Source organism: Bacillus sp. PK3_68, assembly GCF_003600835.1.
In the GTDB taxonomy this organism is placed as follows: domain Bacteria; phylum Bacillota; class Bacilli; order Bacillales; family Domibacillaceae; genus Pseudobacillus.
This window is the reverse complement of the sequence record NZ_NQYC01000002.1, coordinates 190,001-206,804: the sequence shown is the minus strand read 5'-3', so window position 1 is coordinate 206,804 and position 16,804 is coordinate 190,001. Positions and strand designations below refer to the sequence as shown.

Sequence of the window (16,804 nt, the reverse complement as noted above, 5' to 3'; positions counted from 1 at the left end):
GAGGATTTCATGGGTATCTATATATTGAAAAGAATTACGTCCATTATCCCAGTTTTTCTTTTAGCAACGCTTTTTGCAACTGGGATGATCCATCTTTCACCGGTGGATCCCGCAGAGGCCTATTTAACAGCAGCGCATATCGAACCCACTGATGAAATCTTAGCCCAGAAGAGACATGAGTTTGGTTTGGATCAACCATTCCTCATTCAATATGTAAACTCTATTATGAAGATATGCCAACTTGATTTTGGCATATCTTATATTTCAAATAAGCCCGTTTGGGACGAGGTTTTATATAGAATACCAGCGACCATCCAGTTGGCTCTTGGGAGTTTAGCGATAGCAGTGCTCGTTAGTATCCCTCTTGGCTTCTTGGCGGGAGTAAAGAGAAATGGTGCTATTGATCATTTTAGTCGCTTACTCTCCTTTTTTGGGTCATCTATCCCCTCTTTTTGGTTAGGTTATCTATTAATCTTTTTCTTTTCTGTCAAACTTGACCTTTTTCCGGTTGAGGGGATTGGGACATGGCAGCATCTTGTTCTGCCTTCCATTACGCTGGCTCTTCCCTTAATTGCGATGTACACAAGGCTGTTACGTGCTAACATCCAAGAAAATTTACAAGAGCCCTATGTGTTGTTTGCACGGACAAGGGGCATTAAAGAGAGAACGATTATGGCTAAGCATGTCTTGAGGATTGCCATTTCACCGATGATTACCGGACTGGGAATGAATCTTGGAAAGCTATTGACAGGAACGATTATCGTTGAAACTGTTTTTTCTTGGCCTGGTTTCGGCCGTTATTTTATTGAAGCGATTTTTAATCGTGATATGCCTGTCATTCAATGCTATGTGCTCATTGCAGCTATCTTATTTATATTTAGCAACTTAATTGTTGATCTAATTCAAATATATATTGATCCGCGCATATCCAGGAAAGAAGGGCACCACCGATGATAGCAAGCATACGCAGGATGTTCATAAGTCAAAAAGTGATTCCCATATGTTCGGTGATATTAAGTATTCTTTTTATCATAGCCATATTTGGCCCCTTGATAGCACCAAATGATCCCATTGCCGTCAATTTGGCTTATAAACTGCAGCCTCCGTCCTGGAATTTTCCATTAGGAACCGATCATTTAGGAAGGTGCAACTTATCGCGCATTTTATATGGAACACGCATTTCATTAGGCTTTGCCATGCTCATTTTTATTTCATCATTAGCTATTGGTTTAATCATTGGAACCTTTTCGGGTTATAAAGGCGGCTGGATTGATCACATATTGATGAGATTTTGTGATGGGGTTATGGCTTTTCCTAGCCTTATCCTTGTACTTGGACTTGTTGGGGTTTTCGGTCCCGGACTTCCGCAAGTCATCTTGGCGCTGATGCTTGTGCAATGGGTCTATTATGCGAGAATGTTCCGAGGAATGGTACTTAGTCTGAAAGAACAAAACTTTATCGCTGCTGCAAAAATAAGCGGCTCATCTCAATGGAAGATTATTAAAAATCATATTGTCCCCAACGTGCTCCCGCCGCTTGTTGTCATGGGTACATTAGAAATGGGCTGGGCGATTATGGATATTTCGGCCATGTCGTTTCTTGGTTTAGGAGTACAACCTCCTACACCTGAATGGGGAGCGATGATTCATGAAGGCAAGTCGTATATCCGGACGAATCCAGAATTGATGCTTTATCCAGGTGCGATGATTATGCTTGTTATTGTGACATTCAATTTATTAGGAGAAGCGTTATCAGAGCGTTACGATGTCAAACGTGATGTTAAAAAGGGATGAGGATGTTGAATACAGAACAGTCGAATGTGTTAGAGGTTAGGGATTTACATGTACAGGTAGAAACAAAAAGTGGTCCTGTCACTCTCGTTAAAAATATCAATTTTGAACTAAGGCGTGGAAGAGTACTTGGCCTTGTAGGAGAAAGTGGATGCGGTAAGACCGTTACAAGTATGTCCATCCTCCAGCTTCTTGATCGCAAAACAACAAAGGTTAAAGGAAGTATCGTATTACAGGGAAACGAATTGAATGGTTTAAGAGAAAAAGACATGCGTGAGATCCGCGGCAAGGACATAGCCTTTATTATGCAAAACCCAATGAATGCTTTTACGCCAGTTTTTACTATCGGCCATCAATTTATTGAAACCATTTGTTCTCATACACAATGGAATAAAAAACAAGCAACAGAGAAGGCCATTAAAGCACTGCATCATGTGAACTTACCGGACCCCGTTAAACTTTTAAAATACTATCCTTTTCAATTGAGTGGTGGTATGCTTCAAAGGGTGATGATTGCTATGGCATCATGTTTACATCCAGCCGTTATTATTGCGGATGAACCAACAACCGCACTTGACGTAAATAACCAGAAGAAAGTGCTGCACCACTTAGATCAAATTCGCTCCGAATACGGTTCAGCCATTTTATTAATATCCCATGATCTTGGGGTCATTTCCGAAATGGCAGATGAAGTAGCCGTTATGCAGGAGGGTAGAATAGTAGAAAATACAGATGTGTTTCAACTATTTGATAACCCGCAGCATGAATATACGAAAAAACTATTGAATGCACGACCAAAATTACATTTAGATGAATCTATCATCCATTTGGCGTGACATATGATAGGCATTTTATAGGGGGGACAAATGAGTTTATTACAAGTAAATGAAGTGACTCATAGCTATGGATCCCGAACATTTTTTAACTGGAAAGAGCGTTCTAAAAAAGTCCTTTCCGGTATTTACCTTTCTATCGAGGAAGGAACATGTTTAGGAATGCTTGGTACGAGCGGAGCCGGTAAAAGCACTTTAGGAAAAGTAATTCTTGGCTTGGAACGGCCACGGTACGGACAAGTTCTGTTTCAAGGACATGATATTTATACTGCGGACAAGCATACTCGCCAAAACATCCGCCGTGATCTTCAAGCTGTCTTTCAGGATTCATATTCATCGGTAAACCCCCGAATGACCGCCGAACGTATTATTGCTGAGCCGTTAGAGAACTATGAAAAGCTAACAGTGGCCGAAATGAAACGCACCATTATTGAATTATTGGAACGGGTAGGGCTAAGTGAAGAGGACTTGAACAAATATCCTCATCAATTTAGTGGCGGCCAGTTGCAAAGGATTAATATTGCAAGAGCCATTTCACTCAAGCCCAAACTGATCGTCTTAGACGAATCTGTAAGCAGCCTAGATATGGTGAATCAAACTCTAATTCTAGAATTACTAAGGGAGCTAAAAGTAGACTTCGGGTTATCTTATCTCTTTATTACACATGATATTAAGGCTGCCTATACGATTAGCGACACTTTAGGTGTACTAGAAAAAGGAGAACTAGTCGAGCTTTACGAGTCAAAAAATCATTTTTTCACCTCAGAGCATCCTGTAGTCAAAGAGATGAGGGGTTCCATACTAGCCGAACACCCACGTTTTCGTTCGATTGGAACGAGGGTTAGCTATACTTAATTTAAAAAGTATTTACATTGAGTTGAAGGCCTCGATTTTATTCATATAATCGGGGCCGTTGTTTTGAGTTTTATAGAAGGAGGACAACCGGATGAATCATCGTGCGTATCTTGCTTTGGCGATCCCCTTAACGGTTTCAACCATGACGACGCCTCTATTAGGTGCTGTAGACACAGCGGTTGTTGGCCAGCTTCCCGATCCAGCTTATATTGGAGGCGTTGCGGTAGGGACCCTTATTTTTAATACGTTGTATTGGGTATTTGGTTTTTTACGGGTTAGTACATCTGCTTTCGCTGCACAAGCTAATGGAGCAAGCGATCCAGCTCAAGGAGTACTTGCTTTATCTCGTCCATTCTTGCTGGCTGTCATTGTAGGTATCTGTTTTATTTTCTTACAATGGCCGATTGAATATGCAGCTCTTACACTGATCGCTCCTGATTCTGATGTAAGCAAGTTTGCAGTTGAATATTTTCGAATTCGAATATGGGGAGCTCCCTTTACGTTAATGAACTATGTTATTCTTGGCTGGTTAATGGGAATGGCCAAGATTAAAGAATCTTTATGCTTACAAGTGGTAATGAATGTGTTGAATATGATTTTGGCTATTCTTTTTGTCCATGTCTTTTCTTTTGCCGTAAAAGGGGTTGCTACGGCCACTCTAATTGCCGAGGTTACAGCTTTCGTATTAGGATTACTTCTTATTTGGAAGGCATCACCGTTTGAGTGGAAAATACCATCCATTCAGGCACTGATAGATACACAGTCTATGAAAAAGATGTTTAACGTTAACAAAGATTTGTTTATCCGAACAATTTGTTTACTAGTCGTTATTAATATGTTTACAGCAAAAGGTGCTTCGTTTGGTACAGAACTTCTAGCTGCAAACGCTGTATTATTCCAAATTCATTACATAATGGCTTATTTCTTTGATGGGTTCGCTAACGCCTCTAGTATTCTCGTTGGGAAAGCAGTAGGGTCAAATGACAAAGAGTTATATAAAAAAACACTTAGTCTATCAAGGCAATGGTCAGTGATAACAGCTGTTATCATCGCTTGTATATATGGATTATTTCAAGAACGAATTATTGGGCTTTTTACAAATTTACCTGGCGTTATCGAACTTTCAACCAAGTATGGAACTTGGCTTCTCGTCTACCCGTTTGCTGCTTGTTTTGGTCTTGTCATTTACGGTGTCTTTACAGGAGCAACTGAAATTGCTCCTGTTCGAAACTCTATGGTCTATGCCATGATTGTCTATGTCATTATACAAATTATTGTAACACCTATCTGGCATAACCATGGCCTATGGTTTGCTTTCATCGTCTATACTATGGGGCGATCTGGATTTCTAGTCATGTATACCCCTATGTTAAATAAAAAAATGTTACAACTACGGAAGGGAATCTGAAAATCTCCTAATGAGAGAACCCCCGTTCAAGTACGAACGGGGATAGGTGTTAAAAGATAAGATTAGATTCTCTTAGGAAGAACCTGAAACTGCGAAAGGCAAGCAAAATTGACCATCAATTGGAAGTCGGTTTTTATAGTGCTTTATGTATTTTACAGTAAGGTGAGGTACAGAGGGCTAATTGAAAAGAAAGTATGCTTATAATCTAAATTTTATACATGCTTGTCAAATTTACAGAACATCAGGCCCGCTTATATTTTCACTACTTTTTGTACTGCTTCCGCAAGGCCAAGAAATCCTGTCCTGACCGGCTTCATTTTTAAAAGGCTGTTTAAGCCAATTGTCTTTTGATTTCCTTTTTCTTGATTAATCTGCTCAGTTGTGAGAAAAAAAATCCCCACTGATCTAAATTCAACGGATTTACAACGCTTCGGTCCTGTTCATTCAGCAAACAGAAAACATATACATCTGCACTTCTCTTTATTTCTGTAGCATACGTATTGGTGCTGGCTTGCCATTCCTTTGCAGGAGCAATCCCAAAGCTAATGGCCGAGTTTTTTGCCTGCTGCCATGACTGCACATAGGCGGCTGACTTTACTTCAATTTTGATGCCGTCTGGTGTTATAAGGTCAAACATATCCCACTCAATTCTCATCTTAGTGGTTGCATTTACAGCTCTGGCTACAATAAACTCCGCAAGTTTTCCACGAAGTGCGTTGCTTAGAAGATCCGATTGGTTCCACTGCCCAAATTCTAAAAGCCTCATATTGGTCTCAGTATTACTAAGCAGAAATCGTTCTTCACCGGTTTTTTTCATTTTAATTGTATCACTCCTTTAGAGAAGCTTCAGCCACATTCATACGTCAACAAATAGAAGCTTGATTGAGAATACGAATTTTCTAAGCTGTTTTCTTATTTTAAATTAATATTGAGTGCTCAATACTGAAGACTTTATCTATTATCTCCTCTGCTTTGAATAGTCGTTGTTAAAGTCTTTTCTTGATTAATCCCTCTATATAAGGTTGCTGCAGATACTCCCGTCGCTTCCTGTATTTCTTTGACACTCATTCTTTGCGAATAATACAGGGCCATTGCTTGATGCAGCTTTTGCTGATTTACTTTTATATCAGAAACAGTCTTTTCCATCTCCTGACGCCTTTGGAGGCCTTCTGCTTCCAATTGATGGAGTGAGTCCCTCGCTTCCTTGAATTGAGAGACTTTCATGTATTTATGGGAACCGACATTGGCTCTTTCAAAATTCGGAATATGAGCCTTCGCTAATTCCTCAATACGTGCTGTTTCATGCTCACGCCAATGCTTAATAAGCTCTGTTCCTTTTCCTTCAATGCCCTGCTGTTGCAAAACCTTGTCCATTCCGACACGCCTTGTCAGTCCCCTTTTGCTTTCAAAATTCGGTAGGCAGGTCAAAACAAGGTTTTGACAATGCCAAGAGGGTTCGGGTGTAGTGAGTTTGTCAACGCCCTTCCGCTCCTTATCCTCCCTACGGTCCGGTACCGCTCCAAGACATTGACAAACTCCATATGAGGCTGTTCTAGCGCTTTTAAGAGGTCGCCCCTCGTTAAAGCCTTAAAGGCAACAGAATCGCCTTTAAGGCGCTAAATGCTTTTGGGCAAATTGAAATAACCGCTCGTTAAATCCCTTATCAAATTCCGTTCCCTTTTTGGACTTATCTTGGGCTAACCCCTATGTATAATTGCTCAATGTTGATTTCATCTTTTGGACATTTAATCTATTAATTCGATCATATATATGATACTTTAGAGGTTGGGAAATTTTTACAATAACAGGAGGGATTTTCATGTTTAAAAAGAAATTTTTGTATTTACTTAGTTTTTTACTTATTTTCTCTACTGTAGGACCATCGTATAGTATGGCTATGGCTAGTACGCAAAATAAAGATGATGAAATTACCGACTTATCACAATTCGAACAATTAACCGATCAAGAAGTAATAGAGTTATCGGATAGTATCGAAATGGTTGAAAGGTCTAATAGTCACGTATCGGAAATTACAGTCAATATTGATAATGAGGATTTAAAAGTTGAATCAGAATTAACCACAGACTTGGATACAGGGAAAATTGAATATGTTGGAGAAATTCAAGAAGGCAATGAAAATATCGCAGTAAATTTTGAAGTGTTTTTAAGCTATGTTGATGGAGATGATTTTGGCGGATTTTTAGTAGATAATAATACTGGTCAAAAGTATTCATTTGATACAAAAGTTGCTGATGCTTCAGCAGTACCCATTATTATTATTGCCGTACAAATTGTACGTTATAGTGTACAATGGGCTATTAAAAAATATGGTAAGACACTTGTTAATAATGCCCTTAAATCTTCAGCATATGCGGCTGCCAAAAAATAAAAAGCTCTTTATTAGATGATAATGGTGTAATAATTAAATTATTCACACAAAAATAAAGGGTAAGCAAGAATGGAAAGATCCCAAATCGGGTTGGTCTATTTCAAGAGATGTAGGGAAAGGTAACTCTCATGGTGGAAGTTATTATAAACTAATGGACAAATCGGGTAAACGTATAGCAACTCTAGATAAGGACGGAAAAGTATTAAGAGAATAAAAAATAGTTACTTTATACAAAAGGGGATTTATGAATGGATTTACAACCATACTTAAGCGAAGAGTTCAATGATTTAGATTTAATTAGAGATTCATTTATGGAACACAAATTTTCGGTTCACTTACAATTGGAAAAAAACCTTTCCCCATTTAAAGACGACTCGGATGAGTTGAATGAATTGTACTTTAAAAGCGTTTATAAAAATGCAATAAGTATATTTGAAGACCTATTTCAAAATGGTGACAGTGTTTTTTTAGTGTTACATATTCGCAGTGACTTACCGCTAACGAGAAAAACCGGTATTTACGAAAAATATGTAAAAAATCCGAATATCTATAAATTAGCATGTAAAAAGGTATTTTTAGAAGATGAGCAAGAACAAATTATTCAATACTCACTTCTGTGCCAAAGAGAGCAATTGTCTTATAAGCAATTGATTAAAGCGATTTGTAATCAAGACTTCAGAAGCTTAAAACCTAGGTTGAAAGATAAAAACACCTACTACCCAGAAATATTTTTTATTAATATAAATAAAAATATAATATTAAATATTTATGATGATAGAGGGGGATTTATTTTATTAAATAATCCTGAAGATCATAAGTATTTAGAGAATAAATACAAGGAGTTATTAATGGAGGATAATTATTAAAAGGTTATTTTTTATTGTTATTATCTTACTTCTGCTATTTTTATTTTTTCTATTTGAATCTATAAAACAAGTGCCTGAAGAAGCAAATAATCATAATGATAATTCTAAGACAAATAAAGAGGTTATTCCTTGGGGACAAGCTTATGTCGGTATTGATAAAGAAATAAGGAATTCTAAAGTAAAAGTTGCTATTCTTGATAGTGGAATTAACTCGAATCATAGTGACCTTAAAAATAAGGTCACTAAAAGTTATAATGTTATTCGAAGTACTAATTCCACTTCAGATGATTTTGGCCACGGTACTAATATTGCCGGAATTATAACCGCAAATCATAATTCGCATGGAATAATTGGTGTTTCCCCAAATGTTGAAATTTATGATATCAAGGTATTGAATGCTGAAGGCAAAGGGGAAATTGATGACGTATTAACTGCTTTGTTGTGGGCATATAAGAATGATGTTGATATTATAAATATAAGTTTTGGTTTTTCAACAAATTATTCGGAGCTCCAAGAAATGATTGATCTGTTAGTATCGGAAGGAATCATAATTGTGGCTGCGTCTGGTAACAATTTGGGACAAGAAGTAGACTATCCTGCTAGGTATCCCAATGTTATATCAGTTGGTTCAATAGATAAAGATGGTAATATTGATACTTTGAGTGCTCAAGGTAAAATTGATGTTTTGCTCCAGGGAAAGATATACTTACAACAAGTATGTCTGGGGGATACGAAAAAGTGAGGGGAACATCTTTTTCAACAGCTTTTATTACTGGAGCCCTCGTAAATTGGCTATCAAGTGATGATATTAATACTAATTTTGATGATGATATTTTTAAACAAAGCTTAAAGTACTTAAAAAAGGTAGGTTTAATAAAAAATTAAAAATAAAGGGCTTCCTGAAAACGTTAGGGAGCTTTATTTTTCTATGTTGGTGAGACCACTGTTGTTTGGGTGATATGGAACCAAATTAAAACAAGGTACAAAATCGCACCTTGTTTTTTTACTTTTTAAATAATTTATTCCACCACCATAACTTCTTTTCTTCTTGAGTTGCTGCTATCTCCAGGCGCTTTTCTTCCAGGGATCGAGTTAGTTGTTGAGTTAGAAATCTATCCCTTTTTTCTACAGCATCATTCATTTTTAATTCAAAAACCATGGTTTTTAGAAAAAACGAAACGAGTATATAAGCTTATAATTTGGTAAGTTTAAAGTGTTCTCTTTCCTGTTGGCTCTATAGAGATTCTTCATGATAAAAAGTCCAATTCTCATTATTAAAATTAAGAAATTGGACTTTTTACTATTGTAAATTCCTTAGCATCGCAAATCCGGATTTTTATGCCGCTACATTTGAAGAAGAATTTAAGTCTTTATTGAGCCTTGTGTATTTCCTGGCCAGTCATAGTAATCAAGGTGGAAGGTTCGTTTCTTGATTTTGCTATGATTAATCCTACAAAGAACCCTATTAATCCGGTAACAATCCAGCCGGCACCGTTTTCGAATAAAGGAATGAAGCCAAAGGAGGCGTTTATTGTTTCTGGTGCGAGTCCTGCTTCTTTGATTGCATCCAAGATTGCAACCATTCCGGTTCCAATAGTTGTCCCAATATAAACAGACCGATGACCATTGAATAGGTTATTCGTAAAGATTAAACCAATCAGAGCAATAGCCAAAGGATAAAGCAATAATAAAACTGGAGAGGCTAAAGTTAAAATCGTGTTCAAGCCAAAGTTTGTAATCACTAGTCCCAATATAGAAAAGACTATGACCCATTTCTTATAAGAGACGGAAGGAATGATTTTTTCGAAATATTCGGAGACGGCTGCTAAACAAGCTACATTGGTTGTAATCCCTGTTAAGAGGATGATGGTTCCGATCATGTAGATGCCGTATTCACCAAATAAAGTAATGGCGCTTTGTGCTAAGACTTCTCCTCCATTGGTTTTCAATCCAATAGATTCTACGCTTGAGGCGCCAATCCAAGCCATGGAAACTTGAAGAGCGATTAATCCAATAATTGTGATGATACCAGCTTTAATAAATAAGCTTGAGACAGCTTTTTCGGATTTGATTCCTAACGAACTAATGGATTTAATGAAAATACCACCAAATACGAAAGCTGCAAGCACATCCATTGTGTAATAGCCTTGAGTGAATCCTTTTAAGAAAGCGTCATTTAAGTATTCCGTTTGAGGTTGTTTAATGCTTCCCATTGGCGTAATTATTGATTTTCCAATTAACATGATTAATAATACGACGAAAATGGGGGTAATAACTTTCCCCAGGCGATCAACAAATTTCGTTGTATTCCAGGAAAGCAAGATTGTTAGAGCGATGAATAGAACTGAAAAAATAAGCAGATATAGATTTGTGTTCGATGCAGCACCTGTTAACGGGTTAATAGCAATTTCATATACGACGGATGTGGTTCGTGGAATAACATAGATGGGTCCAAGAGTTAAGAATAATAAGACTGAAAACACGATGGAAAAGGTTGGATGAACTCTCTCCGCCAATTTCTCAATTGTTCCGCCGCCGCGAGTTAAAGCGATGATAGCCAATAGAACTAATCCAACTCCTGTTATTAAAAATCCCCCCATTGCAATCCATGTATTTGAACCGGCCTGTTGGCCGACCATGGGAGCAAAGATAACGTTTCCTGCACCTAAAAACATAGCGAAAAGCATTAAACCAATGGCAAGTATTTGTGAGAATGGTAATTTGTTTTCCATTATTTTTCTCCTTTCCTTGTTGGGCTAGAGTTGATCATTCATTTTTCAATAAAGATAGCGCTTTCAATTGGGTGTTGTTGTGCCTTTGTTTGATTCTTAAGGTAGAATGGCGCATTAGCCATTCTCCTTTTCTTTGTCTAAATAATCGTATTGTGCGTTTTCAAAAAATGCACATTTGTTTCTTATGGCGTCACGTTATTTCAATAAAAATCCTTCCGTGTAAGGATCAGTGGCTTCCAGTGAAAATTTATGGAACCCGGTTATCCATGCAGACCCAGTAATTTTAGGAATGATAGCTTTATAATTTCCGACTTTTGTATAATCCACTACTGTTCCTTTAAATTGAGAATCAATAATACTTTCTTGAATGATTTGCTCACCCGGCTTTAAGTTTAGTGTAGAGAGTTTCGCGCATGTTCCAGTTCCGCAGGGAGACCGGTCGATTTGTCCATCTCCAAAAACAACAGTATTTTTATAATGATTTTTACCTAATTGTAAACTAAATTCGACTAGATCAACTGTATTGATTTCCGGTATCTCAGGATGTTTGATCGTTAGTTGCTGATTGGCGGCTTCTCTAATCGTTGTACCAAGGGCAGCTATTTTGTCCTGCTCCTCAATATTCAATTTTAAATTGAACTGCTCGGCACCCACTATCGCAAAAAAGCTTCCTCCAAAAGCGATGTCTACCGTTATCCAACCCGCATTCTTTATTAAAATTTTGATATCCTTCTCCAATAAGAAGGCAGGTACATTTATAAAAGAGACCTCTTTCACTTTGGAATTTTCATATGTGACATAACATTCAACTACTCCAGAAGGCGTGTCTAGAAAAATCTTCTCCTTTTTTTCGATAAGACCGGTATTAATAGCCACTGTAATAGAAGCAATGGTTCCGTGACCACACATATTCAGGTAACCGCCGCTGTCCATAAACAACACACCAAGATCGCATTCGGGGTGACAAGGTTGAGTTAAAATAGCCCCAAACATATTTAAGTGTCCTCTTGGTTCATGCATAAGAAGCTTGCGGATGTTATCCATCTCCGCTTGCACGTGCTGTTTCTTTTCCATCATCGTCTGGCCTTGGATTTCCGGCATACCTCTAACCACGATTCTAGCGGCCTCTCCCATGGCATGGGCATCAATTGTTTCAATGAAGTTGAAGTCTTTTAATTCTACCATCTGTTCGTAACCTCCCGAAAAATGTATATAAACGTTTATATAGTTATATAAGCAATTAGCGTGCCAACTTGATTATTGCGTACAGTAGGCGCATTGCTATTAATTTTGTTATTAAGTAAAATAAAATTGTTTAATAAGTTTACAAAAGTGTAAAATTAGGTTGGATAACTACTTTGCAAATTTACACTAAGGGGGCTATATAGTGAGCAAAATTCCACTTGAACATTCAATCCATTATTTAAGATCGCTAATTGAGATGAGCCCAGACGCAGTGACGATAGTAAACTCATCGGGAGAAGTGGAATATTGGAATAAGCAGGCCGAATTAATCTATAGTATCCCGCTGAAAAAAATTAAAAATAAGAGAATTAGTGAGTTCTTTAAAAAAGAAGATTTAAAAGTGTTAGAGATACTAGAAACCAAAAAGCCCGTTTTCAATGCCTATCATCAGCCCCGTCCAGATAAACATGTAATGATTAGTTCAGCTCCTATTTTTAATGGAGAAGGGAAGTTAATCGGAGCTATCTCTATAGATCAAGATATTACAAATGTCGTAAAGTTGAATGAGAAGTTAGCATTAACGACTACACAATTGCAAAAATTAAAGCAGCAGTACAATTTACAAGGACAAATTGGTCCTTTATCTGAGATTAAAGGAAATAGCATGGCTATAAGGCAAACGAAGGAATTGGCTCTCAAGGTGGCGAAAACTGACGCAACGGTTTTGATTCAAGGAGAAAGTGGTGTTGGTAAAGAATTATTTTCACAAGGCATTCATGAAGCTAGCTTAAGAAAAGATCAACCGTTCATCCCGATTAACTGTGGGGCTATTCCTGAAGCGTTATTTGAAAGTGAGTTTTTCGGCTATGAAAAAGGATCCTTTACAGGTGCATATAAGGATGGCAAAGCAGGGAAAGTGGAAATGGCAGACGGAGGGACTTTATTTCTAGATGAAATCGGCATGCTACCTCTTGACATGCAAGTAAAACTGTTGAGGGTATTACAAGAAAGAGAGGTTTGTCGAGTCGGTGGAAATAAACCGATAAAGGTTGATATCCGAATTGTGGCGGCCACTAACAGTGATTTAAAGGAAATGGTTAAGCAAGGAACATTTCGCGAGGATTTATATTATCGGCTAAATGTAGTGACCTTGAAAATCCCTTCACTTCGGGAGCGCATTGAAGACATTCCGACCTTAGTCAAAAGTTTTATACAAGAGTACGCTATAAAGTATCAGAAAGAAGAACCAAATCTTTCGAAGAGCGCTCTGCAAATGTTCATGAACTATCAATGGCCCGGCAACATCAGAGAACTAAAAAATGTGGTGGAAAGAATGATTATCTTCACTGATGAAGCGACCATAACTCCAGAAGACATTGCTCCTATTTTTCCAGTGGATATAAAAAGAGAACTGCCGAATGAAGCAGAGAGTGACAGCCTCTTTCAAGAGAAAGCCCTTTTAGAAAAGGAAAGAATAGAGGCAGTTCTTGCTGAAACTTATGGAAACAAAAGTGCGACAGCTAAAAAACTAGGAATCTCCCGGGTCACTCTATACAATAAAATAAAAGCATATAATATAAAGGGGTAATAGAAACAAAGGAATTAACGTTGATTAACTTTATTAATAGAGAGCAGTTTAACTTGGATGCTTATCTTACCCATTTGTTACGCTATAAAGGTTCACAAACAGCGGGCGTTAAGTTTATGGAACCAGTGAAATTTGAACGATGAATCCTCTTTGAATGGAGGATTTTTTGTTTTTTATCTATGTGCAACTATCTGTCATTGCTGTAAAACTTAATTACTTTCTATTTTTCTAAAAAACTTATTGACTTATTTATTGATAGCATGGTATATTGGTTTTCCGCCGTTAAAAGAAGGCGTTTTTAAAAAAACATTTTAAAAAAAGTTGTTGACACTATTATTGTAAAATGTTATTATAGTATAGCTGTCGCTGATAACGACAACGAATTGATCTTTGAAAACTGAACAAAATACATGCCAGTAAGTTAATTCTTATTTTTAAATTATGAGCAAGTCAAACAATCTTTTTGGAGAGTTTGATCCTGGCTCAGGACGAACGCTGGCGGCGTGCCTAATACATGCAAGTCGAGCGGACTTGACGGAGCTTGCTCTGTTCAAGTTAGCGGCGGACGGGTGAGTAACACGTGGGTAACCTGCCTGTAAGACTGGGATAACTCCGGGAAACCGGGGCTAATACCGGATATTCTTTTTCTTCGCATGAAGAGGAATGGAAAGGCGGCTTTTAGCTGTCACTTACAGATGGACCCGCGGCGCATTAGCTAGTTGGTGAGGTAACGGCTCACCAAGGCGACGATGCGTAGCCGACCTGAGAGGGTGATCGGCCACACTGGGACTGAGACACGGCCCAGACTCCTACGGGAGGCAGCAGTAGGGAATCTTCCGCAATGGACGAAAGTCTGACGGAGCAACGCCGCGTGAGTGAAGAAGGTTTTCGGATCGTAAAGCTCTGTTGTCAGGGAAGAACAAGTACCAAAGTAACTGTTGGTACCTTGACGGTACCTGACCAGAAAGCCACGGCTAACTACGTGCCAGCAGCCGCGGTAATACGTAGGTGGCAAGCGTTGTCCGGAATTATTGGGCGTAAAGCGCGCGCAGGCGGCTTCTTAAGTCTGATGTGAAAGCCCACGGCTCAACCGTGGAGGGTCATTGGAAACTGGGAGGCTTGAGTGCAGAAGAGGAGAGCGGAATTCCACGTGTAGCGGTGAAATGCGTAGAGATGTGGAGGAACACCAGTGGCGAAGGCGGCTCTCTGGTCTGTAACTGACGCTGAGGCGCGAAAGCGTGGGGAGCGAACAGGATTAGATACCCTGGTAGTCCACGCCGTAAACGATGAGTGCTAAGTGTTGGAGGGTTTCCGCCCTTCAGTGCTGCAGCTAACGCATTAAGCACTCCGCCTGGGGAGTACGGCCGCAAGGCTGAAACTCAAAGGAATTGACGGGGGCCCGCACAAGCGGTGGAGCATGTGGTTTAATTCGAAGCAACGCGAAGAACCTTACCAGGTCTTGACATCCCGCTGACCGGTCTGGAGACAGACCTTTCCCTTCGGGGACAGCGGTGACAGGTGGTGCATGGTTGTCGTCAGCTCGTGTCGTGAGATGTTGGGTTAAGTCCCGCAACGAGCGCAACCCTTGATCTTAGTTGCCAGCATTCAGTTGGGCACTCTAAGGTGACTGCCGGTGACAAACCGGAGGAAGGTGGGGATGACGTCAAATCATCATGCCCCTTATGACCTGGGCTACACACGTGCTACAATGGATGGTACAAAGGGCTGCAAGACCGCAAGGTTTAGCCAATCCCATAAAACCATTCTCAGTTCGGATTGCAGGCTGCAACTCGCCTGCATGAAGCCGGAATCGCTAGTAATCGCGGATCAGCATGCCGCGGTGAATACGTTCCCGGGCCTTGTACACACCGCCCGTCACACCACGAGAGTTTGCAACACCCGAAGTCGGTGGGGTAACCCTTACGGGAGCCAGCCGCCTAAGGTGGGGCAGATGATTGGGGTGAAGTCGTAACAAGGTAGCCGTATCGGAAGGTGCGGCTGGATCACCTCCTTTCTAAGGAACTTGTGAACCGTGTCAGGCTTTTAGCCGCACGTAGTAGCAACAGAGAACGCTGTTCTCACAAACGAATTAACGGCATTGTTTTTTGTTCAGTTTTGAAGGATGAATTCCTTCTCTATAGGTAAGACCACTTGTTCTTTGAAAACTGGATAATATCGTATAAAAGTAACCAAGCAATAACCGAGTAATCGCCATTTTAGGTTAAGTTAGAAAGGGCGCACGGTGGATGCCTTGGCACTAGGAGCCGAAGAAGGACGGGACTAACTCCGATATGCTCCGGGGAGCTGTAAGTAAGCGTTAATCCGGAGATTTCCGAATGGGGAAACCCACTGTTCGTAATGGAACAGTATCCCTACCTGAATCCATAGGGTAGGAGAAGGCACACCCGGGGAACTGAAACATCTAAGTACCTGGAGGAAGAGAAAGCAAACGCGATTCCCTGAGTAGCGGCGAGCGAAACGGGAACAGCCCAAACCAGAAGGCTTGCCTTCTGGGGTTGTAGGACACTCTATACGGAGTTACAAAAGAACGGTGTAGGCGAAGAGGTCTGGAAAGGCCCATCAGAGAAGGTAACAATCCTGTAGCCGAAACATCGTTCTCTCCAGAGTGGATCCTGAGTACGGCGGAACACGTGAAATTCCGTCGGAATCCGGGAGGACCATCTCCCAAGGCTAAATACTCCCTAGTGACCGATAGTGAACCAGTACCGTGAGGGAAAGGTGAAAAGCACCCCGGAAGGGGAGTGAAAGAGAACCTGAAACCGTGTGCCTACAAGTAGTCAGAGCCCGTTTATGGGTGATGGCGTGCCTTTTGTAGAATGAACCGGCGAGTTGCGATTTCATGCGAGGTTAAGCCGCAAAGGCGGAGCCGCAGCGAAAGCGAGTCTGAATAGGGCGCATGAGTATGAGGTCGCAGACCCGAAACCAGGTGATCTACCCATGTCCAGGGTGAAGGTAAGGTAACACTTACTGGAGGCCCGAACCCACGCACGTTGAAAAGTGCGGGGATGAGGTGTGGGTAGCGGTGAAATTCCAATCGAACCTGGAGATAGCTGGTTCTCTCCGAAATAGCTTTAGGGCTAGCCTCAAGGGAAGAGTCTTGGAGGTAGAGCACTGTTTGGACTAGGGGCCCCCCTCGG

Annotated in this window: 12 protein-coding genes, 2 rRNA genes and 1 pseudogene (1 of these 15 only partly in view); 11 read left to right on the top strand and 4 right to left on the bottom strand. The window is 40.0% G+C overall.

Annotated features, from left to right (window positions below; all coding sequences use genetic code 11):
* Positions 1-9 precede the first annotated feature (9 nt).
* The 5 genes from nikB (at position 10) to CJ483_RS23325 (ending at position 4,886) form a co-directional block, all read left to right on the top strand.
* Positions 10-954 carry a nickel ABC transporter permease subunit NikB gene (nikB, locus tag CJ483_RS23345; protein WP_120038534.1) on the top strand — a complete coding sequence of 315 codons (945 nt, stop codon included), beginning with the start codon at positions 10-12 and terminating at the stop codon, positions 952-954.
* Positions 951-1,793, top strand: coding sequence for a nickel ABC transporter permease subunit NikC (nikC, locus tag CJ483_RS23340; protein ID WP_120038533.1), 843 nt, complete (start codon positions 951-953; stop codon positions 1,791-1,793). Before nikB ends, nikC begins: the two co-directional genes overlap by 4 nt.
* Positions 1,794-1,798: 5 nt before the next feature.
* Positions 1,799-2,626: a nickel import ATP-binding protein NikD gene (nikD, locus tag CJ483_RS23335; protein WP_120038773.1), complete on the top strand. Its 828-nt coding sequence runs from the start codon at positions 1,799-1,801 to the stop codon at positions 2,624-2,626.
* A 30-nt stretch (positions 2,627-2,656) separates the two neighbouring features.
* Positions 2,657-3,478, top strand: coding sequence for a nickel import ATP-binding protein NikE (gene nikE / locus CJ483_RS23330; RefSeq protein WP_120038532.1), 822 nt, complete (start codon positions 2,657-2,659; stop codon positions 3,476-3,478).
* A 91-nt stretch (positions 3,479-3,569) separates the two neighbouring features.
* A complete protein-coding gene (locus tag CJ483_RS23325; RefSeq protein ID WP_120038530.1) occupies positions 3,570-4,886 on the top strand; it encodes an MATE family efflux transporter in 1,317 nt (438 codons plus the stop codon).
* 331 nt (positions 4,887-5,217) lie between these two features.
* Here the strand turns inward: CJ483_RS23325 and CJ483_RS23320 are convergent, their stop codons facing one another.
* Both CJ483_RS23320 and CJ483_RS23315 read right to left on the bottom strand, forming a co-directional pair.
* Positions 5,218-5,703 (bottom strand): hypothetical protein, encoded by a 486-nt coding sequence (locus tag CJ483_RS23320; RefSeq protein ID WP_120038528.1) that lies wholly within the window; start codon positions 5,701-5,703, stop codon positions 5,218-5,220.
* Between the two features lie 382 nt (positions 5,704-6,085).
* A pseudogene (locus tag CJ483_RS23315) lies at positions 6,086-6,305 on the bottom strand (plasmid recombination protein); the annotation flags it as partial.
* Between the two features lie 400 nt (positions 6,306-6,705).
* Here CJ483_RS23315 and CJ483_RS23310 point away from each other — a divergent pair.
* The 3 genes from CJ483_RS23310 (at position 6,706) to CJ483_RS23295 (ending at position 8,883) form a co-directional block, all read left to right on the top strand.
* On the top strand, positions 6,706-7,275 hold the full coding sequence (locus CJ483_RS23310; protein ID WP_120038526.1) for an SAR2788 family putative toxin: 570 nt from the start codon (positions 6,706-6,708) through the stop codon (positions 7,273-7,275).
* 248 nt (positions 7,276-7,523) lie between these two features.
* On the top strand, positions 7,524-8,141 hold the full coding sequence (locus tag CJ483_RS23300; RefSeq protein ID WP_120038524.1) for a DUF3885 domain-containing protein: 618 nt from the start codon (positions 7,524-7,526) through the stop codon (positions 8,139-8,141).
* A 70-nt stretch (positions 8,142-8,211) separates the two neighbouring features.
* Positions 8,212-8,883 (top strand): S8 family peptidase, encoded by a 672-nt coding sequence (locus tag CJ483_RS23295; protein ID WP_182917196.1) that lies wholly within the window; start codon positions 8,212-8,214, stop codon positions 8,881-8,883.
* A 628-nt stretch (positions 8,884-9,511) separates the two neighbouring features.
* Here CJ483_RS23295 and brnQ read toward each other — a convergent pair.
* The gene (brnQ, locus tag CJ483_RS23285; protein WP_120038521.1) at positions 9,512-10,873 is read right to left on the bottom strand and encodes a branched-chain amino acid transport system II carrier protein; all 1,362 of its coding nucleotides are present in this window, start codon (positions 10,871-10,873) and stop codon (positions 9,512-9,514) included.
* A gap of 195 nt (positions 10,874-11,068) precedes the next feature.
* Complete coding sequence (locus CJ483_RS23280) at positions 11,069-12,058, bottom strand: proline racemase family protein (protein ID WP_120038518.1); 990 nt, start codon at positions 12,056-12,058, stop codon at positions 11,069-11,071.
* A gap of 202 nt (positions 12,059-12,260) precedes the next feature.
* Between CJ483_RS23280 and CJ483_RS23275 the strand changes: the two genes are divergently transcribed.
* The 3 genes from CJ483_RS23275 to CJ483_RS23265 all read left to right on the top strand — a co-directional run.
* Positions 12,261-13,646: a sigma-54 interaction domain-containing protein gene (locus tag CJ483_RS23275; protein WP_342754664.1), complete on the top strand. Its 1,386-nt coding sequence runs from the start codon at positions 12,261-12,263 to the stop codon at positions 13,644-13,646.
* 460 nt (positions 13,647-14,106) lie between these two features.
* Positions 14,107-15,660 (top strand): 16S ribosomal RNA (locus tag CJ483_RS23270).
* Between the two features lie 205 nt (positions 15,661-15,865).
* Positions 15,866-16,804: ribosomal RNA gene (locus CJ483_RS23265) — 23S ribosomal RNA — on the top strand; it runs 1,992 nt beyond the window's last position.
* Together the 16S and 23S rRNA genes form the textbook arrangement of a ribosomal RNA operon.